The organism is Streptomyces megasporus, assembly GCF_000718985.1.
In the GTDB taxonomy this organism is placed as follows: Bacteria; Actinomycetota; Actinomycetes; order Streptomycetales; family Streptomycetaceae; genus Streptomyces; species Streptomyces megasporus.
Genome location: NZ_JODL01000012.1, coordinates 199,080 through 218,875 on the forward strand (window position 1 = coordinate 199,080; position 19,796 = coordinate 218,875).

The following is a 19,796-nucleotide window of genomic DNA, read 5'->3' on the forward strand; positions in this document are numbered from 1 at the left end:
AGCGGGAGAACCAGCCATGACCACTGCCGAACCGTCTCCCTCCCTCCGCCCGGGAGACCCCGAGAAGACCGCCGCGGCCCTCACCAAGGGCACGACCGGCCCGGCCGCTCCCGGCACGCCCGGCGGGAACGGCGGGCGTGCCGGGGGAGACGGCGGGGGCCGCACCCTCAACGTCTTCTCGCACGCCTTCCTGGTCCTGTGGGCCGTGATGGCCCTCGGGCCCCTGCTGTGGGCGGTGATGAACTCCTTCAAGTCCTCCGGCGCCATCCTGGAGGACCCCTGGTCGCTGCCGACGAGGCTGCACTGGGAGAACTGGTCCTTCGCCTGGAACGAGGCGAACATCGGCCAGTACACGATCAACTCGGCGATCGTGGTGGGCGGCTCGGTGATCGGCACCATGCTGCTGGGCTCGATGGTGGCCTACGTCCTGGCCCGCTACGACTTCCCCGGCAACCGGGTGGTCTACTTCCTGTTCGTCGGCGGGATGGCGTTCCCGATCATCGTCGCCCTGGTGCCGCTGTTCTTCGTGATGGAGAACTTCGCGCTGCTGGACACCTACCACGGCCTGATCCTGGTCTACATCGCCTACTCGCTGCCGTTCACCGTCTTCTTCATGTCGGCCTTCTTCCGCACCCTGCCCACGTCGATCACGGAGGCGGCGGAGATCGACGGCGCCTCGCAGAGCCGGATCTTCTTCCAGGTCATGCTGCCGATGGCCAAGCCCGGCCTGATAAGCGTGGGGATCTTCAACTTCCTGGGGCAGTGGAACCAGTACCTGATCCCCCAGGTGGTGCACGTCGGGGACGCCGACCGCTACGTCCTCACCCAGGGCCTGGCCAACCTCGCCGCCCAGACGGGCTACCGCGGCAACTGGGGCGGTCTGTTCGCGGGGCTCACGCTGGCCGTGCTGCCCATCCTGGTCGTCTACGTCGTCTTCCAGCGACAGGTGCAGGCCGGTCTGACGGCCGGGGCGTTGAAGTAACGCCCCGAGGAGCCACGGAGACCCGAAGACCACAGGCACCCCGGACCCCGGAGGCCCACCCCGGAGACTCACCCCGGGGACCCCGAGAGACTCGGGAGCCCCGATGTCCTCGGCACCCCGAGGGCATCGGGGTCTCCGTATGCCGGCGGCACCGGGCGGGGAATCGTTCCGCCCTCGGGTTTTACGGCTCCTTCGCTCCGTTCATCCGCACTTCGCCCGCGCGAGGCGGCCACCGGACGCCCGGTGGCCGCCTCGCGCCGTCCAGGCGGTGACTCTCCGTGGAATGATCGGTTTCCCAGTGTTCACCCCGCTCAAGGTCTTGACGGGAGATAACGCTTCGGGCTGTTCTTAGAGTTCACGTGTTGGAGACAAGTCGCACCCCGTTGGCGCGGTGCGACCGACGGGTGGGTGGTCGAGCCTCCCGTCGAGGCGGGAGTGGATGAGTCGTGGAGACTCCGGGGTCGCAGTCCTCGCTGCACCGGGCCAATCTGGAACGGGTGGTACGGGCCGTGCGCATGGCGGGCTCGCTCACCCAGGCGGAGATCGCCCGGACCACCGGACTGTCGGCCGCCACGGTCTCCAACATCGTCCGAGAGCTGAGGGACAACGGCACGGTCGAGGTCACCCCGACCTCCGCCGGCGGTCGCCGGGCCCGCAGCGTCTCGCTCTCCGGCGACGCCGGGATCGTCGTCGGCGTCGACTTCGGTCACTCGCACCTGCGGGTGGCCGTCGGCAACCTGGCCCACCAGGTGCTGGCCGAGGAGGCCGAGCCGTTCGACGTGGACGTCTCCGCCTCCCAGGGCTTCGACCGGGCCGAACAGCTCGTCGAGCGGCTGATCGCCTCGACCGGCTTCGGCCGCGAGAAGGTCATCGGGATGGGCCTGGGCGTCCCCGGCCCGATCGACGTCGAGACCGGGGCGCTGGGCTCGACCGCCATCCTGCCGGGCTGGGCCGGGGCCAACCCGCGCGAGGAGATGGCCGCGCGGCTCGGCGTCCAGGTCCACGTCGACAACGACGCCAACCTCGGCGCCCTCGGAGAGCTGGTGTGGGGCAGCGGACGCGGCGCGCGGGACCTGGCGTACATCAAGGTCGCCAGCGGTGTGGGCGCGGGGCTGGTGATCAACGGGCAGATCTACCGCGGTCCCGGTGGCACGGCGGGGGAGATCGGCCACATCACCCTGGACGAGTCCGGCCCGGTGTGCCGCTGCGGCAACCGGGGCTGCCTGGAGACGTTCACCGCGGCCCCCTACGTCCTGCCCCTGCTGCGCCCCAGCCACGGTCCCGAGCTGACCATGACCGAGATGGTGCGGCTCGCCCGCGCGGGCGACCCGGGCTGCCGTCGGGTGGTCGCCGACATCGGGCGGCACGTGGGCAGCGGCGTCGCCAACCTCTGCAACCTGCTCAACCCCAGCAGGGTGGTGCTCGGCGGCGATCTCGCCGAGGCCGGCGAGCTGGTGCTCGACCCGATCCGCGACTCCGTCTCCCGATACGCCATCCCCAGCGCGGCCAGGCAGTTGACGGCGGTCCCCGGGGCCCTCGGCGGACGCGCGGAGGTGCTGGGCGCGCTGGCGCTGGTGCTGAGCGAGATGGGCGATTCGACGCTGTTGGACGGCTCGCTGAACGGTGTGGGCACCGTACCCGCGGTCGCCGCGTCCGCGGGGGCCTGAGTCCTCTCCCCGGGTTCCCTCCGCCTCGTCGGCCGTTCACCGTCACCGTCCCCGCGGGGACGGTGACGGTGAACGGCCGACGCCTATCCGAGACGCCTGTCCGAAGAAACAGGCGTCGGACTGGGCATGGAAGCCGCCAGAATGGGCCCGAGAGCGCTCTCACTGCCACTCTGCGTTCACTTTGTTCACGCAAGGCATCGTTGCATTCTCGTTAAGTATTTACTTCTTGACGGCAGTGGTCACTCCGAGTTGACTTCCTGCCACCTCGGCCGCAGTGACGCGGCCTCGTCAGGGAGGTTCTTGGATGAACACGCAACTGCGCCGTGCCGCTGTGGCCATGGCCGCGACCGCCATGGCCGTCTCGCTCGCCGCCTGTGGCAGCGCGAAGGAGGCCGGAGACGGCAACGGCTCGGGCGGCGGCGAGAAGAAGAAGGACGGCCCGCTGACCATCGGCCTGCTGCTGCCGGAGGACCAGACGGCCCGCTACGAGAACTTCGACAAGCCCCTGATCGAAGCGAAGATCAAGGAGCTGTGCCCCGACTGCAAGGTCAGCTACGTCAACGCCAAGGAAGACGCGTCGACCCAGCAGCAGCAGATGAACTCGATGGTCACCAAGAAGGTCGACGCGATCATCCTGGACGCGGTGGACGCCAAGTCCATCGCGGGTTCGGTCAAGAAGGCCGCCGACGCGGGCATCCCCGTCGTCGCCTACGACCGTCTCGCCGAGGGGCCGATCTCCGCCTACACCTCCTTCGACAACGAGAAGGTCGGCCAGGTCCAGGGCGAGGCCCTGCTGGAGAAGCTCGGCGACAAGGCCAAGGACGGCCAGATCGTCATGATGAACGGGTCGCCGACCGACCCCAACGCCGCCCAGTTCAAGAAGGGCGCCAAGTCCGTCCTCGACGGCAACGTCAAGGTGGGCAAGTCCTACGACACCACCGGCTGGAAGCCCGAAGAGGCCAACAAGAACATGAGCGGCGCCATCGCCTCTCTGGGCAAGAAGAACATCGTCGGCGTCTACTCCGCCAACGACGGCATGGCGGGCGGCATCATCACCGCGCTCAAGAGCGCCGGCGTCGACCCGCTGCCGCCGGTCACCGGTCAGGACGCCGAGCTGGCGGGTGTTCAGCGCATCGTCTCCGGTGAGCAGTTCATGACGGTCTACAAGCCGTTCAAGCCCGAGGCCCACGCCGCCGCCGAGATGGCCGTGGCCCTCGCCCGCGGCGAGGACCCCAAGACGGAGACCACCGTCGACAGCGCCACCGCCAAGGACGTTCCCGCGACCCTGATCGAGCCGATCGCGGTGACCGTGGACAACCTCAAGGACACCGTCGTCAAGGACGGTCTCTACACGGTGGAGGAGATCTGCACGCCCGAGTACGAGAAGGCGTGTGAGAAGGCCGGCCTGAAGTAAGCGGTCCGGTCCGTCCCCCCGGCCCCGCCGGTGCCCGCGCCCCCTCCCACCCCGCCGGAGGCGCGGGCACCGGCCGGTCACCCCCTCGTGCTCTTCTAGGAGTTGGTTCACGTGTCCGCTACGCCTGTACTGGCGTTGCGCGGAATCTCCAAGCGCTTCGGTGCCGTTCAGGCGCTCACCGATGTCGACCTGGAGGTCCACGCCGGCGAGGTCGTCGCCCTCGTGGGCGACAACGGCGCCGGAAAGTCCACCCTCGTCAAGACGATCGCCGGCGTCAGCCCGGCGGACGAGGGCGTCTTCGAGTGGCAGGGCAGGTCCGTCGAGGTCAACCGGCCGCACGACGCCCAGGAGTTGGGCATCGCGACCGTGTACCAGGACCTCGCCCTGTGCGACAACCTCGATGTCGTCGGCAACCTGTTCCTCGGTCGCGAGATCATGCGCGCCGGCGTGCTCGACGAGATCGAGATGGAGCGCCGCGCCCGGGAGCTGCTCGACACCCTGTCGATCCGCATCCCCAGCGTCCGCATCCCCATCGCCTCGCTCTCCGGCGGTCAGCGGCAGACCGTCGCGATCGCCCGCTCGATGCTGGGCGAGCCCAAGCTCGTCATCCTCGACGAGCCCACCGCCGCCCTCGGCGTCGAGCAGACCGCCCAGGTGCTCGATCTGGTTGAACGGCTGCGCGAGCGCGGCCTCGCCGTCATCCTCATCAGCCACAACATGGCGGACGTCAAGGCGGTCGCCGACAAGGTGGCGGTGCTCCGACTCGGCCGCAACAACGGCGTCTTCGACGTCGGGAGCACATCGCAGGAAGAGATCATCTCCGCCATCACCGGCGCCACGGACAACGCCGTGACCCGCCGCAAGGCGCGTACCGCGGGGAGCCAGTCGTGACCGAGACCAACCTTTCCAAGACCCCAAAGGCCCCGGCCGACGCCGCCCCGGCCAAGGGCGCCACCGTCGCCGTCGACCCGCGGCTGCTGGTGCGCGAGGAGGGCCTCACCGGCTACTGGACCGACTTCAAGCGGAAGATGCGCTCCGGCGAGCTGGGCTCCGTCCCGGTCGTCGTCGGCCTGATCATCATCTGGGCCATCTTCCAGTCGATGGACTCGGCCTTCCTCTCGGCGGAGAACCTGTCCAACCTGTCGGTCTACATCGTCGGCACCGGACTGATATCCGTCGGCATCGTCTTCGTGCTGCTGCTCGGCGAGATCGACCTGTCGGTCGGCTCGGTCAGCGGTCTGGCCTCGGCCATCTTCGCCGTGCTCGCCGTCAACAACGGCGTGACCGAGTGGGTGGCGGTCCTCGCGGCCCTGCTCACCGGCGCGGTGGTCGGAGCCCTCCACGGTTTCTTCTTCGCGAAGATCGGCGTCCCCGCCTTCGTCGTCACCCTCGCCGGCCTGCTCGCCTGGAACGGCCTGATGCTGAAGGTGCTCGGCACCACCGGCACCATCAACCTGCGGGACGACAGCCTGGTCGGCACCCTCTCCAACCACTACTTCGCCGAGATCGCCGTCGCCTACGGCACCGCGGCGGTCGCGGTGGGCGTCTTCTTCGTCGTCCAGTTCCTCGGCGCCCGGCGCCGGGCGGCGGGGGGCATCCCCTCCCGCCCGGTGAGCGAGATCGTGGTCCGCACCGCGCTGCTGGCCGTGCTCGCCTTCGGCGCCGCCCACATGCTCAACCAGTACAAGGGCATGCCGCTGGCGCTGCTGATCTTCCTGGTCGTGCTGGTGGCGCTGGACTTCCTGCTGCGGCGCACCTCCTACGGCCGCAAGGTCTTCGCGCTGGGCGGCAACACCGAGGCGGCGCGCCGAGCCGGCATCAACGTCGAACTCGTCCGCATCTCGGTGTTCTCCATCGCGGGCACCATGGCCGCCTTCGGCGGACTGATGATCGCCTCCCGCATCCTGGCCGCCAACCAGGGCGCCGGCACCGGCAACCTGCTGATGGAGGCCATCGCCGCGGCGGTCATCGGCGGCACCAGCCTCTTCGGTGGCCGCGGCAACGTGTGGTCCGCCCTGCTCGGCATGCTGGTCATCGGCTCGATCGCCAACGGCATGGCCCTGCTGGGCATCGCCGCCGCGGTCCAGTACATGATCACGGGTGCCGTGCTGCTGGCCGCGGTCGTCATCGACTCGGTCTCCCGCCGCACCCAACGGTCCGCGGGCCGCGGCTGACGCACCGGCCTCGCGCCCTCACCGTCCCGTCCGGTGCCGGGTTCCCCCCGCGGGGAGCCCGGCACCGGACGTGTGGGAGCCGCCGGGGGCCGCGCGGGGCGGGGAACGCGCCGGCCGCCGTACGCCGCCGCGAGGGGAACATTAGACTCATCGGATCGGCACAGGCCCGTACGGCTCGACCAGCAAGGAGGCACGGGTGGCTCTGCTGACCCGCATCACGGGACCGCGAGATCTCGACCGGCTCGCCCCCGAACAGCTCGATCAGCTCGCTCGGGAGATCCGGACCTTCCTCGTGGACGCGGTCTCGAAGACAGGCGGCCACCTGGGGCCCAACCTGGGCGTGGTCGAGCTGACCATCGCCCTGCACAGGGTCTTCGACTCGCCTCGGGACAAGGTCCTCTTCGACACCGGACACCAGAGCTACGTGCACAAGCTGCTCACCGGGCGGCAGGACTTCTCCGGGCTCCGCGCCAAAGGGGGCCTCTCCGGCTACCCCTCGCGGGCCGAGTCCGAGCACGACGTCATCGAGAACAGCCACGCCTCGACGGTGCTGGGCTGGGCCGACGGCCTGGCCAAGGCCAATCAGGTGAGGGGAGTGAAGGACCACGTCGTCGCGGTCATCGGCGACGGCGCCCTGACCGGGGGCATGGCCTGGGAGGCGCTGAACAACATCGCCGCGGCCAAGGACCGCCCCCTGGTGATCGTGGTCAACGACAACGAGCGCTCCTACGCCCCCACCATCGGCGGTCTGGCCAACCACCTGGCCACGTTGCGCACCACCGACGGCTACGAGCGCTTCCTCGCCCGCAGCAAGGACATCCTCAACCGCACCCCGGTCGTCGGCAGGCCGCTGTACGAGACCCTGCACGGCGCCAAGAAGGGCATCAAGGACGTCATCGCCCCGCAGGGCATGTTCGAGGACCTGGGGCTGAAGTACGTCGGCCCCATCGACGGTCACGACATAGCGGCCCTGGAGTCCGCCCTGGCCCGCGCCAAGCGCTTCAACGGCCCGGTGATCGTCCACTGCCTGACGGAGAAGGGGCGCGGCTACCAGCCGGCCGTCCAGGACGAGGCCGACCGCTTCCACGCCGTCGGCGTCATCCACCCCGACACGGGCCTGCCGGTGTCGGCCGCCGGCCTGGACTGGACCTCGGTCTTCGGGGAGGAGATGGTCAAGCTCGGCCACGAGCGCCCCGACATCGTCGCCATCACCGCCGCGATGCTCCAGCCGGTGGGTTTGCAGAAGTTCGCCGACACCTTCCCCGACCGCGTCTACGACGTGGGCATCGCCGAGCAGCACGGCGCCGTCTCGGCGGCCGGGCTCGCCACCGGCGGGCTCCACCCGGTCTTCGCCGTCTACGCCACCTTCCTCAACCGGGCCTTCGACCAGGTGCTGATGGACGTCGCCCTGCACAAGTGCGGGGTGACCTTCGTCCTGGACCGGGCCGGCGTCACCGGCACCGACGGCGCCTCCCACAACGGCATGTGGGACATGTCGATCCTCCAGGTCGTCCCCGGCCTGCGGATCGCCGCGCCGCGCGACGCCGACCAACTGCGCGCCCAACTCCGCGAGGCGGTCGACGTCGACGACGCCCCGACCGTCGTCCGCTTCTCCAAGGGCGCGGTCGGGCCGGCGGTGGCGGCGGTCGGCACGGTCGGCGGCATGGACGTGCTCCGCGAGCCGGCACTGGAGGACGGCGAGCGGCCCGACGTGCTGCTGGTCTCCGTCGGCGCGCTGGCCCCGATGTGCCTGGAGGTCGCCGACCTCCTCGACAAGCAGGGCATCTCCACCACCGTGGTGGACCCGCGCTGGGTCAAGCCGGTCGACGAGGCGCTGCCGTCGCTGGCCGACCGGCACCGCGTCGTCGTCACCGTGGAGGACAACATCCGCGTGGGCGGCGTCGGTTCGGCGATCGCGCAGGCACTGCGCGACGCGGGCGTGGACGTGCCGCTGCGCGACTTCGGCATCCCGCCGAGGTTCCTGGACCACGCCTCCCGGAACGAGGTGCTCGCCGAGATCGGCCTGACGGCCCCGGACATCGCCCGTCAGGTCACCGGGCTCGTCGCCAAACTCGACGGCCGCTACGCCGGTGCGAGCGGTGCCGGGCGCACCGCGGAGGCCGGCCTCGACTGACACCGTCGGTCCGCCCGGCCCCGCCGGGGCCGGGCGGACCGACGGACAGGTCGCGCCCATGTCCACAGCCGCCGAGCCGCCGCGCGCCACGGGGCGGGAGCCGGCGCGGACGGCCGTCCGGGGGCCGAAGTCCCGCTTCCGTCACCCGAACGGAGTCGGCGCCCGTCCTCCGCTGCCGGGCCGGTCCGCCGAGCGTCCGCGGCCGTTCTGGCCGGTCCTGCTGCCGGTGCTCCTGGCGCTGGCCGCGCTCACCCGCGTCCCGTCCTTCCTGCGCCCGGTGTGGAACCCCGACGAGGGCTTCCTCGCCACCCAGGCACGGATGCTCGCGGACGGCGGCGTGCTCTACGACACCGTCGTGGACCGCAAGCCGCCGCTGCTGCCCTGGCTGTACCAGGGGGCGTTCGCCGTCTTCGGCGACGAGTCGCTGTGGCCGCTGAGGGCCGCCGCCGTGGTGGCGGTGGCGGCGACGGCCGCCCTGTTGGCCTCCATCGCCCGCCGCCGCTGGGGCGAACGGGCCGGCTGGACGGCCGGGCTGCTCTACGTGCCGGTGTCGGTCTGCCTCGCCCCCGAGGACGCCCAGGCGGCCAATTTCGAGATCTTCACGCTGCCGTTCACGGCCGCCGCCGTGTGGTGCGCCGACCGCCGCCGTTGGGGGGCGGCCGGGCTCGCGGTCGCCGGGGCCTTCCTGGTGAAGCAGACGGGTGGCGCCGTGCTGCTGCCCGTGGCGTACCTGCTGCGGCGTTCGGTGCCGCGCGGCCGGGAGCGGCGGGCGGCGTCCGCCCGGCTCGCCGCCGGCGTCGCGGCGCCCGTCGTGGCGGTGGCGCTGGCCACGGGCTGGAGGGGCTTCCTGTTCTGGACGGTCACCGGCTCCGGTTCGTACGCCTCCCTCACCGGTTCCGAGCTGCACGTGCTCGGCCGGGCCCTGGGCAACACCGCCGTCGTCGCCGCGGGGTGCGTCGGACTGCTGGTGCCGCTGGTGACGGTGTTGCGGAGCCGGCCGCCGGAGCGGCGCCGCGTCCTGACGGCCGATGTGTGGGTCTGGTCGGCGGCGTCCGCGATCGCCGTGCTCGTCGGCTTCCACTTCTTCGGGCACTACTACCTCCAGCTCCTGCCGCCGCTGGTCCTGCTGGCCACCGGCGCCCTGCGCCTGCTGCCCGCCAACCGGCTGCGCACCTCGGCGCTGTGCTGCGCGCTGTCGTGCTCGGTGTTCCTGGGCTGGACGGCCGTGGCGGACGACAGCGAGCTGGAGCACGCCCGGCGGGTGGCCGCCGCCGCGCGGGAACACGCCGCGCCGGACGAGAAGGTGCTGATCTGGGGCATGCACCCGGAGGGCTACTGGTTCGCCGACCGCGCCCCGGCCAGCCGCTACCTCACCGCCGGGCTGCTCACCAACTACAGCGGCGGACGGGACGGGACGCGCGTGGGCCCGCGGTACGGCGTCGAGGGGAGCGAGCGGATCTTCCACGCCGAACTGACCGGGGACCCGCCGAAGGTGATCATCGACGACTCGCGCGGCAAGCCCTACGGCCCGTCCCGGATGCCGGTCCTGCGCTCCGTCCTCGCGGCGCACTACGAGCAGGCGGAGCGGGTGGACGGCGCGGTGGTGTACGTCCTGCGACCCGAGGGGTGAGGGGCCGGGGCGGGCTCAGCGGACGGAGCGGGGCCCGACCACCTCGGCGCCCAGCTCCGTCACCCGCGCGCGCAGCTCCCGGTCGGCGGTGACCACCACGCAGCGCCGCCCCGGCCCCTCGGCCGCCACCAGCTCCACGATCCTGTCGTCCCCGTCGCCCGGGGCGGCCACCACCCGTACGCCGGGCACGGAGGTCACCGCGCGCGCCGCGCCCTCCACCACCAGGACGATCTCCTCCCCGCCGCCCCCGTCCCCGCGCTCCGCGCGGGCCGCGAGCCGGTCCCGCAGCCGTTCGGCCGCGCCGTGCCGGTCCCGCCACCACCCGTCGGGCACCGAGCCGACGACGTTGGCGGCGTCCACGACCAGGAGAGTGCGCTCACGCATGGCCCCAGGGTGTCATGCCCGCACGGTGCGAGGGCGCCCGCCCGCACACCCGTGTGCGGGCGGGCGCCCTCGGAAGCGGGGTGCGGTCAGCGCGGGACGCTCGCGACGCCCGGCTGGAGGAACCGCTTGCCGGTGACGCGCTCGGAGACGCCCTCGCGGTCCAGGTACGGCGTGATGCCGCCCAGGTGGAAGGGCCAGCCGGCACCGGTGATCAGGCACAGGTCGACGTCCTGCGCCTCGGCCACCACGCCCTCGTCGAGCATCAGGCGGATCTCCTCGGCGATCGCGTTCAGGGCGCGCTCGCGGACCTGCTCCTCCGTCAGGACGGTGTCGCCGGTCTCGAAGAGGGCGGCGACCTCCGGGTCCAGCTCCGGCTTGCCGGAGTCGTACACGTACAGGGTGCGCTTGCCCGCCTCGACGATGCGGCCGAGGTTCTCCGAGACGCCGAAGCGGTCGGGGAACGCGGCGTTGAGGGTGCCCGCCACGTGGTGGGCGACCGCCGGGCCGACCAGCTCCAGCAGCACGATCGGCGACATGGGCAGGCCGAGCGGGGCCAGCGCGCGGTCGGCGACGTCGACGGGGGTGCCCTCGTCGATGGAGCGCAGCACCTCGCCCAGGAAGCGGGTGAGGATGCGGTTGACGACGAACGCCGGGGCGTCCTTGACCAGAACGGCCGTCTTCTTCAGCGACTTGGCGACCGCGAAGGCCGTCGCCAGCGAGGCGTCGTCGGTCTGCTCGGCGCGGACGATCTCCAGCAGCGGCAGGATGGCGACCGGGTTGAAGAAGTGGAAGCCCACGACCCGCTCGGGGTGCTTGAGCTTGCTCGCCATCTCGGTGACCGACAGCGAGGAGGTGTTGGTGGCGAGGATGGCGTGCTCGGGCACGACCGCCTCGACCTCGGCGAACACCTGCTGCTTGACGCCCATCTCCTCGAAGACGGCCTCGATCACGAAGTCGGCGTCCGAGAAGGCCTCGGCCTTGTCCAGCGCGCCGGTGACCAGGGCCTTGAGACGGTTGGCCTTGTCCTGGTTGACCCGGCCCTTGAGCAGGAGCTTGTCGATCTCCTCGTGGACGTAGGCGACGCCCTTGTCGATCCGCTCCTGGTCGATGTCGGTCAGGACGACCGGCACCTCCAGACGGCGGACGAACAGCAGCGCCAGTTGCGAGGCCATCAGGCCCGCGCCGACGACGCCGACCTTGGTGACCGGGCGGGCCAGCGACTTGTCGGGGGCGCCGACGGGCCGCTTGGCGCGCTTGTTCACCAGGTTGAAGGCGTACAGGCCGCTGCGCAGCTCGTCGCTCATGATCAGGTCGGCCAGCGCCTCGTCCTCGGCCGCGAAGCCCTGACGCAGGTCGCCGTTCTTGGCCGCCGCGATGATGTCCAGCGCGCGGTACGCGGCCGGGGCCGCCCCGTGCACCTTGGAGTCGGCGATGCCGCGTCCGCGGGCGACGGCCTGGTCCCAGGCCTCGCCGCGGTCGACGTCCGGACGGTCGATCTCGATCTCGCCGCGGAGCACCGAGGCGGTCCAGATCAGGGACTGCTCCAGGAAGTCGGCGCCGTCGAAGAGGGCGTCGGCGATGCCCAGTTCGTGGACCTGCGCGCCCTTGAGCTGCTTGTTCTGGTTGAGGGAGTTCTCGATGATCACCGAGATCGCGCGGTCGGCGCCGATCAGGTTCGGCAGCAGGGTGCAGCCGCCCCAGCCGGGGACCAGGCCGAGGAAGACCTCGGGCAGGGAGAAGGCGGGGATGGCCCGCGAGACGGTGCGGTAGGTGCAGTGCAGACCGATCTCGACGCCGCCGCCCATCGCCGCGCCGTTGTAGTACGCGAAGGTCGGCACGGCCAGGGACGACAGCCGCTTGAAGATGTCGTGGCCGCCCTTGCCGATGGCCAGCGCCTCCTCGCGGCGCTTGATGACCTCCACGCCCTTGAGGTCGGCGCCGACGGCGAAGACGAACGGCTTGCCGGTGACGCCGACGCCGACGATCTCGCCCTTGGCGGCCTCGGCCTCGACCTGGTCGATCGCCTTGTCCAGGTTGACCAGCGACTGCGGGCCGAGAGTGGTGGGCTTGGTGTGGTCGAACCCGTTGTCCAGGGTGATCAGCGCGAACCGGCCGGCGCCCTGGGGGAGGTCGAGGTGGCGTACGTGCGCGCTGGTGACGACCTCGTCGGGGAAGAGCTCGGCGGCGCCCTTCAGAAGTTCAGCGGTGGTGCTCACTTGCCCTCCCAGTGGGGGTTCTCCCAGATCACGGTGCCGCCCATGCCGAAACCGACGCACATGGTGGTCAGGCCGTAGCGGACGTGCGGCTGCTCCTCGAACTGCCGCGCGAGCTGCGTCATCAGGCGGACGCCCGACGAGGCCAGCGGGTGGCCGAACGCGATGGCGCCGCCGTACTGGTTGACGCGCGGGTCGTCGTCGGCGATGCCGTAGTGGTCCAGGAAGGACAGCACCTGGACGGCGAACGCCTCGTTGATCTCGAACAGGCCGATGTCGCCGATCGACAGGCCGGCCTTGGCCAGTGCCTTCTCGGTGGAGGGGATCGGGCCGATGCCCATGACCTCCGGCTCCACACCGGCGAAGGCGTAGGAGACCAGGCGCATCTTGACCGGCAGCTCCAGCTCCCGCGCCACGTCCTCGGCGGCGAGCAGGGAGGCGGTGGCACCGTCGTTGAGGCCCGCGGCGTTGCCGGCGGTGACCCGACCGTGGGTGCGGAAGGGGGTCTTCAGCCCGGCGAGCTGCTCCAGGGTGGTGCCCGGGCGCATCGGCTCGTCGGCCGTGGCCAGGCCCCAGCCGGTCTCCCCGCCCTCTTCGGTGGTGCGGCGGACGGCGACCGGCACCAGGTCGGCCTGGATCTTGCCGTCGGCGTACGCCTTGGCGGCCTTCTCCTGGCTGCGCACCGCGTACTCGTCGGCGCGCTCCTTGGTCAGCCGCGGGAAGCGGTCGTGGATGTTCTCCGCCGTCATGCCCATGAACAGGGCGGACTGGTCGACCAGCTTCTCGGAGACGAAGCGCGGGTTGGGGTCCACGCCCTCGCCCATCGGGTGACGGCCCATGTGCTCGACACCGCCCGCGACGACGACGTCGTACGCGCCGAAGGCGATCGATCCGGAGGTGGTGGTCACGGCGGTCATGGCGCCGGCGCACATGCGGTCGATGGAGTAGCCGGGCACCGTGTTCGGCAGTCCGGCCAGGATGCCCGCGGTGCGGCCGAGAGTGAGGCCCTGGTCGCCGATCTGGGTCGTCGCGGCGATGGCGACCTCGTCGATGCGCTCCGGGGGCAGGCTCGGGTTGCGGCGAAGCAGCTCACGGATGCACTTGACGACCAGGTCGTCGGCGCGGGTCTCGTGGTAGATGCCCTTCGGGCCCGCCTTGCCGAACGGGGTGCGAACGCCGTCGACGAAGACGACGTCCCTAGCGGTACGAGGCACGTTGGCTCTCCTCCAGATGCGGCCAGGGGTCCGGGGGTGCGTCCCCCGGGGAAGCAGCGGTCGCCGAACACGGCGTCCTTCCCACCATCAATGCTACCGGCCGGTAACTGATGGAGCGCAAGGGGAGCCCCCGGGGGAGGGGCACATGTCACACGAGGCCCCCCACCCGGGGGCGGAGAGAGTCCGGAAGGCGGCGCGCCTCCGTCAGATGCCGGACATGCCCTGGAACAGGACGAAACCGAGGATCATCCCACCGACCAGGCCCGCGATGGAGACTCCGAGAGCGGCCGTGGCGAGCCGCTCGCCCTTGGACTTCGCGATCGCGCCGCAGATGATGCCCGCGATGCCGAAGAGCGGCGGGCAGAACAGGAACGCCACGCAGCCGAGCACGATTCCGACGATGCTGAGCACGTTGGAGGGGTTCGGCTGCTGCTGGTGCGGCGGGTACGGCTGGTTCGGATAGGACATCCTGCATCCCCCTGGGTTGTCGGTGGACGATCACTCTACGTGTCATCGCCTCACGGGCGGAAGCCGGGTCCGGGGAAACGCCACGTCACGGTCGCGTCACGGGGAACCGCTCCTTCCGTGCTCCGGACCCTGCCGCGGCGCCGGGGGAGTCGGGGGAGCCGGGGTCGAGGCGGCGAGGCGAGACGGCTACTCGACCGGCGTGTCCACCGGCGTGTCCACCGACAGGGCGACCGTCAGCGGCGCCACCGTCTGCTCGATCTGCCACTCCCGCGCACCGTGCGCGCGCAGCGCGTCCGCGACGGCGGGCTCGGAGACCTCGCCCGGCGGCTCCCAGCACAGCCGCCGCACCGTGTCGGGGGCGAGCAGGTTCTCCTGGGGAAGGTTCAGCTCCTCCGCACGCGCGGTCACCGCGGCGCGCGCCGCGGTGAGCCGGGCGGCGGCGACCGGGTCCTTGTCGGCCCAGGCACGGGGCGGCGGAGGGCCGCTCGGGGCCAGGGCGGGCGGCGGCAGCTCGCTCTCCGGCAGGGCGCGGGCGTGCTGGATCGCCGCGTACCACTGTTCGAGCTGCCTGCGTCCCATCCGGTGCCCGTACCCCGGCAGCGCGGCCAGCGCCTGCACGGTGGCGGGCATGGCCAGCGCCGCCTCCACGATGGCGGCGTCGGTGAGCACCTTGCCCGGCGAGACGTCGCGCCGCCGGGCCACCCGGTCGCGGGCCGTCCACAGCTCCCGCACCACCGCGAGCTGACGCCGCCTGCGGACCTTGTGCATGCCCGACGTACGGCGCCAGGGGTCCTTGCGGGGCGCGGGCGGCGGGGCCGCGACGATGGCGGCGAACTCCTGGTGGGCCCAGCCCAGCTTGCCCTGGCGCTCCAGCTCCTCCTCCAAGGCGTCGCGCAGGTCGATCAGCAGCTCCACGTCCAGCGCCGCGTACCGCAGCCAGGGCTCGGGCAGCGGACGGGTGGACCAGTCCACCGCGGAGTGGCCCTTCTCCAGCGAGTAGCCCAGGACGTTCTCGACCATCGCGCCGAGGCCCACCCGGGCGAAGCCCGCGAGCCTGCCGGCCAGCTCGGTGTCGAACAGCCGCTTCGGCCGCATGCCCGTCTCACGGAGGCAGGGGAGGTCCTGGGTGGCGGCGTGCAGCACCCACTCGGCGTCCTCGATCGCCTCGCCGAGGACGGTCAGGTTCGGGCAGCCGACCGGGTCGATCAGGGCGGTCCCCGCGCCCTCGCGGCGCAACTGGACGAGGTAGGCGCGCTGCCCGTAGCGGTATCCGGACGCCCGCTCGGCGTCGACCGCGATGGGGCCGCGACCCGTGGCGAAGGCGTCCACGACCTCGGCGAGGGCCTCGGGCGTGGCGGTCACGGGCGGGATGCCCTCGCGTGGTTCCAGCAGGGGGACCGGCGCCGGGCCCGTCTCCGGCGAGGGAGGCTGAGCCGTGTTGCTTATGGAGGTCTCTTGGGCGTCGGTCACGCCACAAGGGTATCGGTGTGCACGCAATGCGCAGTGCCCGCCGACGGAACGTCACGTCGACGGGCACCGCGCGGCCGGACCCGATGGGTCCGGCCGCGTCGTGAGGGGATGTGTGAGGGGACGGGGGCTGGGAGGTCCGGGCCGGTACGGCCCGGACCGAGGGCGCCGGGACCGCCTGCCCCGCTGGGCGGACGGCCGGCGAGCGGTCGGTGGACGGTCAGTGGATGATGCCGGTGCGCAGGGCGACCGCGACCATGCCCGCGCGGTCGCCGGTGCCCAGCTTGCGCGCGATCCGGGCGAGGTGGCTCTTGACGGTCAGGGCGGACAGGCCCATCGAGACGCCGATCGCCTTGTTCGACTGGCCCTCCGCCACCAGCCGCAGCACCTCGATCTCCCGGCCGGACAGCTCGCGGTAGCCACTGGGCTGGCCGGGAGCGCCCGGCGGGCGGCGGTGCATGCGGGCGGCGGCGGTGGCGCCGATGGGGGTGGCGCCGGGACGCCCGTGGTGGCCGGGGTGGCCGGGGGCGCCGCGGGTGCCGGTGACGACGTAGCCCTTGACGCCGCCCGCGAGAGCGTTGCGCACGGCGCCGATGTCGTCGGCGGCGGACAGGGCGAGGCCGTTGGGCCAGCCCGCCGCGCGGGTCTCGGAGAGCAGGGTCAGGCCGGAGCCGTCGGGCAGGTGGACCTCGGCCACGCAGATGTCACGTGGGTTGGCGACTCGGGGACGGGCCTCCGCGATCGATGACGCCTCGATCACGTCCCGGACCCCGAGCGCCCACAGGTGGCGGGTGACGGTGGAACGGACGCGGGGGTCGGCGACGACGACCATGGCCGTCGGCTTGTTCGGGCGGTAGGCGACCAGGCTTGTGGGGTGCTCAAGAAGAACGGACACCGGGCCTCCTGGGGAGTGGAGAGCGGACGGAAGCCGACTTGGGGGGAGTCGGGATGAGCCCTGTGATGGGGTCACAGAGAGCTTCGGCAGCTCCGGCGTCCGGCTTTAGGGAATGATCACGAATGAGTGAGTGATAATTCCGGCAAATCGGACACCAACTCGATCCGGGGAACCATCAGAGTGGCTTCGGGCCACGGCGCTGCGGCAGTGGTACGACCGACCCGCCCTCCCCGCCCTCCGGCGGCAGCCCCGCGCACTGGCACAGCAGGTCGCACCAGGCGGCCAGGTGCCCGGCCGCCGCGCCCGCCGCCCCCTCCCGCGGGGTCCACGAGGCACGGATCTCGAGCTCCGCCCGCGGCGCGCGCCCGGCCAACTCCCCGAAGGAGTGCGAGCTCACCCGCGTCACCGTGCCACCCGCCTCGGCGTACGCCACCCCCCGAGCCTGGAGGGCGCCCGTCAGCCACGACCAGGTCACCTCGGACAGCAGCGGGTCCGCAGCCATCTCCGGCTCCAGCTCGGCGCGGGCCAGGGTCACCACCCGGAACGTGCCCCGCCAGGCCTCCTGGCCGTCCGGGTCGTGCAGCAGCACGAACCGCCCGTCGGCCACCTCCTCGCCGTCCGACTCCACCGACGCCTCCAGGGCGTACGCGAACGGCGCCAGCCGCCGGGGCGCCGGCAGCGGATCGAGCCGGACCTCCGGCCGCGGCCGCACCGCCTCCAGGGCCGCCACGGCCTGCCGGAAGGGGCGCGGGGCCTCCTCCCCACCGCCGGGACCTCCCACGCCGTCCGTCAGGTGTGCTCGCGCCGCTGTCATGGGCGGCAGCGTAGGCGGGACGGGGGCCTCGGGCGGGGAGGGACACGTGCGAGACTTCTGATTGTGACCGCCGACGACCGTACTCCTGTCCCGACCTCCCCCTCCGACACCCCGGAGGCCGCCCGGCCCGGCGCCGCCGTCGCCGACTCCGCCTTCCTGCGGGCGTGCCGCCGCGAGCCGGTGCCGCACACCCCGGTGTGGTTCATGCGGCAGGCCGGACGCTCCCTGCCGGAGTACCGCAGGGTGCGCGAGGGCATCGGGATGCTCGACTCCTGCATGCGCCCCGATCTCGTCACCGAGATCACCCTCCAGCCCGTCCGCCGCCACAAGGTGGACGCGGCGATCTACTTCAGCGACATCGTGGTCCCCCTCAAGGCCATCGGCATCGACCTGGACATCAAGCCGGGCGTGGGCCCCGTCGTCGACCGACCCTTCCGCACCCGCGAGGACCTGAAGCGGCTGCGTCCGCTGGAACCGGACGACGTGGCGTACGTGACCGAGGCCGTGGGCACGCTCACCGACGAACTGGGCGCCACCCCGCTGATCGGCTTCGCCGGAGCCCCCTTCACCCTCGCCAGCTACCTCGTGGAGGGCGGACCGTCCCGCAACCACGAGCACACCAAGGCGATGATGTACGGCGCCCCGGACCTCTGGACCGAGCTGCTGGACCGCCTCGCGGAGATCACCACCGCCTTCCTGAAGGTGCAGATCGAGGCGGGCGCCTCCGCCGTCCAGCTCTTCGACTCCTGGGCCGGCGCCCTGGCCGCCGACGACTACCGCCGCTCGGTGCTGCCCGCCTCCACCAAGGTCTTCGACGCGGTCGCCGACTACGGTGTCCCCCGCATCCACTTCGGCGTGGGCACCGGCGAACTGCTGGGGCTGATGTCCGAGGCGGGCGCGGACGTCGTCGGCGCCGACTGGCGGGTGCCGCTGGACGAGGCCGCCCGCCGCATCGGACCGGACAAGGCCGTCCAGGGCAACCTCGACCCGGCGGTGCTCTTCGCGCCGCGCCCGGCCGTGGAGGCCCAGGCGCGGCGCGTGCTGGACGCGGCCCGGGACCTCCCGGGCCACATCTTCAACCTCGGCCACGGCGTCCTGCCCGACACCGACCCCGACGCGCTCACCCGCCTCGTGGAGTTCGTGCACGAGCAGACCGCGCGTTAGTCGCCCCTCTCCGCCGACCCGCCGGTCCCGCCGCCGTCACCCGGCTCCGCGCCCTTGGGCGCGGACGCCCCGGCGGCGACCGGTGGCGGAACCGTCACCGGCAAAACCGGGGGGACGGCGCGCGACGACCGCCGCGGTCCCCCCGGCAGCCGGCGGCGGACCAGCCGCCACACCAGCGCCACCAGCAGAGCGGCCCCGGCGAAGGGCAGCACCGCGCCGATGACGACGACGATCCAGCGGAGCGCCGTGGTGAAGGCGTCCCAGCCGGCCGCCAGGGCGTCACCGAAGGAGGGCTCGTCGTCTCCCTCCCGGACCGGCTCCCCGTCCGGCTCGTGGAGCGACAGCGTCACCGTCGCCATCCCGGTGCGCTCCTCGAGGGACTTCAGCCGCGCCTGGAGGGCCTCCAGGTCGGCCTGCCGGGTGCTCAGCTCGGACTCCAGGGTCACCACGTCGGACAGCCTGGTCGCCTGGTCCATCAGCTTCCGGACCCGCGCCACACTGGCCCTCTGCGTCTCGATGCGGCTCTCCACGTCCACGACCTCGTCGGTGACGTCCTTCGCCGAGACCTTCCGCTCCACCAGCTTCCCGAGCCCGGCCAACTCGTCGAGCACGTCCTCGTACTCCCGCGGCGGGACCCGCAGCCTCACCCGGGAGCGCTCACGGCCCTCGGAGTCCCGGTCGGTGGACTCGTCGGCGACGTAGCCGCCGGCGGACTCCACCGCGGCGCGGGCCTTCGCCAGCGCGTCCGGCACGTCCTTCGCCGTCACGGTCAGCGACGCCGTGCGGACGATGTGGCCGGTGGTGAGATCGGGCCGGTCCTCGCCGGTGCGGCCCGGCTCGCGGTCGGCGGCGGCGGCCTCCTGGCGCCCGCCGCCCTCCTCGACGCTCCCGGCACCCTTCCGCGCCGGCTCGGGAACCGCCTGATCGGACAGACTCGCCGTCTCCTCGCTGCCGCCCCCCGTCGCCCCGCAGCCGGTGACCAGCACGGCGACGGCCAGCACGGCGGCGGCCAGCGGCCTCGGACGCGGTCGGCGGAGTCGGCCGGAGGAACCGGCCGGTGTGGTGCGTGTGAACATCGAGCCCCCCAACACGTTTACGAATGTCGGCAGTTGGACGGACGGCCCGGTGAACCGGTTGCCGGGTTCCGGTCGCGAAGCGGTCACGGTCCGGACTCGG

General features: G+C 72.2%; 16 protein-coding genes. 8 read left to right on the forward strand and 8 right to left on the reverse strand.

Going from position 1 to position 19,796, the window contains the following annotated elements; translation table 11 throughout:
• The first annotated feature begins 16 nt into the window (after window positions 1-16).
• From IF47_RS0112925 to IF47_RS0112955, 7 genes are all read left to right on the forward strand, one after another.
• Complete coding sequence (locus IF47_RS0112925) at window positions 17-982, forward strand: carbohydrate ABC transporter permease (RefSeq protein ID WP_078591787.1); 966 nt, start codon at window positions 17-19, stop codon at window positions 980-982.
• Window positions 983-1,428: 446 nt separating this feature from the next.
• Window positions 1,429-2,649 (forward strand): ROK family transcriptional regulator, encoded by a 1,221-nt coding sequence (locus tag IF47_RS0112930; RefSeq protein ID WP_031508875.1) that lies wholly within the window; start codon window positions 1,429-1,431, stop codon window positions 2,647-2,649.
• Window positions 2,650-2,953: 304 nt separating this feature from the next.
• The gene (locus IF47_RS0112935; protein WP_031508876.1) at window positions 2,954-4,063 is read left to right on the forward strand and encodes an ABC transporter substrate-binding protein; all 1,110 of its coding nucleotides are present in this window, start codon (window positions 2,954-2,956) and stop codon (window positions 4,061-4,063) included.
• A 102-nt stretch (window positions 4,064-4,165) separates the two neighbouring features.
• Complete coding sequence (locus tag IF47_RS0112940) at window positions 4,166-4,954, forward strand: ATP-binding cassette domain-containing protein (protein WP_078591788.1); 789 nt, start codon at window positions 4,166-4,168, stop codon at window positions 4,952-4,954.
• Window positions 4,951-6,237 (forward strand): sugar ABC transporter permease, encoded by a 1,287-nt coding sequence (locus IF47_RS0112945; RefSeq protein WP_031508878.1) that lies wholly within the window; start codon window positions 4,951-4,953, stop codon window positions 6,235-6,237. The genes IF47_RS0112940 and IF47_RS0112945 overlap by 4 nt, the downstream gene beginning before the upstream one ends.
• 196 nt (window positions 6,238-6,433) lie before the next feature.
• The gene (dxs, locus tag IF47_RS0112950; RefSeq protein ID WP_031508879.1) at window positions 6,434-8,371 is read left to right on the forward strand and encodes a 1-deoxy-D-xylulose-5-phosphate synthase; all 1,938 of its coding nucleotides are present in this window, start codon (window positions 6,434-6,436) and stop codon (window positions 8,369-8,371) included.
• A 58-nt stretch (window positions 8,372-8,429) separates the two neighbouring features.
• A complete protein-coding gene (locus IF47_RS0112955; protein ID WP_078591792.1) occupies window positions 8,430-10,001 on the forward strand; it encodes a glycosyltransferase family 39 protein in 1,572 nt (523 codons plus the stop codon).
• A gap of 15 nt (window positions 10,002-10,016) precedes the next feature.
• On the opposite strand, the gene IF47_RS0112960 is transcribed toward IF47_RS0112955, so the two are convergent.
• The 7 genes from IF47_RS0112960 to IF47_RS0112990 all read right to left on the reverse strand — a co-directional run bounded on the left by IF47_RS0112960 (window position 10,017) and on the right by IF47_RS0112990 (window position 17,456).
• Window positions 10,017-10,385 carry a PIN domain-containing protein gene (locus IF47_RS0112960; RefSeq protein WP_031508881.1) on the reverse strand — a complete coding sequence of 123 codons (369 nt, stop codon included), beginning with the start codon at window positions 10,383-10,385 and terminating at the stop codon, window positions 10,017-10,019.
• A gap of 86 nt (window positions 10,386-10,471) precedes the next feature.
• Window positions 10,472-12,601 (reverse strand): 3-hydroxyacyl-CoA dehydrogenase NAD-binding domain-containing protein, encoded by a 2,130-nt coding sequence (locus IF47_RS0112965; protein ID WP_031508882.1) that lies wholly within the window; start codon window positions 12,599-12,601, stop codon window positions 10,472-10,474.
• Window positions 12,598-13,812, reverse strand: a complete 1,215-nt coding sequence (locus tag IF47_RS0112970; protein WP_031508883.1) for a thiolase family protein — start codon at window positions 13,810-13,812, stop codon at window positions 12,598-12,600. The genes IF47_RS0112965 and IF47_RS0112970 overlap by 4 nt, the downstream gene beginning before the upstream one ends.
• Window positions 13,813-14,016: 204 nt before the next feature.
• Window positions 14,017-14,280, reverse strand: a complete 264-nt coding sequence (locus tag IF47_RS0112975) for a hypothetical protein (RefSeq protein ID WP_031508884.1) — start codon at window positions 14,278-14,280, stop codon at window positions 14,017-14,019.
• A 186-nt stretch (window positions 14,281-14,466) separates the two neighbouring features.
• Entirely contained in the window at window positions 14,467-15,750 is a 1,284-nt protein-coding gene (locus tag IF47_RS0112980; protein WP_031508885.1) for an HRDC domain-containing protein, read from the reverse strand.
• A gap of 217 nt (window positions 15,751-15,967) precedes the next feature.
• Window positions 15,968-16,642 (reverse strand): helix-turn-helix transcriptional regulator, encoded by a 675-nt coding sequence (locus IF47_RS0112985; protein ID WP_031508886.1) that lies wholly within the window; start codon window positions 16,640-16,642, stop codon window positions 15,968-15,970.
• A gap of 175 nt (window positions 16,643-16,817) precedes the next feature.
• Window positions 16,818-17,456 carry a DUF3000 domain-containing protein gene (locus IF47_RS0112990; protein ID WP_031508887.1) on the reverse strand — a complete coding sequence of 213 codons (639 nt, stop codon included), beginning with the start codon at window positions 17,454-17,456 and terminating at the stop codon, window positions 16,818-16,820.
• Between the two features lie 156 nt (window positions 17,457-17,612).
• Here IF47_RS0112990 and hemE point away from each other — a divergent pair, with 156 nt between their 5' ends.
• The gene (gene hemE, locus IF47_RS0112995) at window positions 17,613-18,620 is read left to right on the forward strand and encodes a uroporphyrinogen decarboxylase (protein ID WP_051717569.1); all 1,008 of its coding nucleotides are present in this window, start codon (window positions 17,613-17,615) and stop codon (window positions 18,618-18,620) included.
• Here the strand turns inward: hemE and IF47_RS0113000 are convergent.
• Window positions 18,617-19,696, reverse strand: a complete 1,080-nt coding sequence (locus IF47_RS0113000; protein WP_078591789.1) for a DUF4349 domain-containing protein — start codon at window positions 19,694-19,696, stop codon at window positions 18,617-18,619. The genes hemE and IF47_RS0113000 overlap by 4 nt on opposite strands.
• Window positions 19,697-19,796: the final 100 nt, after the last annotated feature.

Bases quoted from the DNA above. Each gene is read 5' to 3' on its own strand.
- IF47_RS0112955 (WP_078591792.1), top strand. From the start codon at position 8,430: ATGTCCACAGCCGCCGAGCCGCCGCGCGCCACGGGGCGGGAGCCGGCG.
- IF47_RS0112935 (WP_031508876.1), top strand. From the start codon at position 2,954: ATGAACACGCAACTGCGCCGTGCCGCTGTGGCCATGGCCGCGACCGCC.
- IF47_RS0112960 (WP_031508881.1), bottom strand. From the start codon at position 10,385: ATGCGTGAGCGCACTCTCCTGGTCGTGGACGCCGCCAACGTCGTCGGC.
- IF47_RS0112990 (WP_031508887.1), bottom strand. From the start codon at position 17,456: ATGACAGCGGCGCGAGCACACCTGACGGACGGCGTGGGAGGTCCCGGC.
- IF47_RS0112975 (WP_031508884.1), bottom strand. From the start codon at position 14,280: ATGTCCTATCCGAACCAGCCGTACCCGCCGCACCAGCAGCAGCCGAAC.
- IF47_RS0112925 (WP_078591787.1), top strand. From the start codon at position 17: ATGACCACTGCCGAACCGTCTCCCTCCCTCCGCCCGGGAGACCCCGAG.
- IF47_RS0113000 (WP_078591789.1), bottom strand. From the start codon at position 19,696: ATGTTCACACGCACCACACCGGCCGGTTCCTCCGGCCGACTCCGCCGA.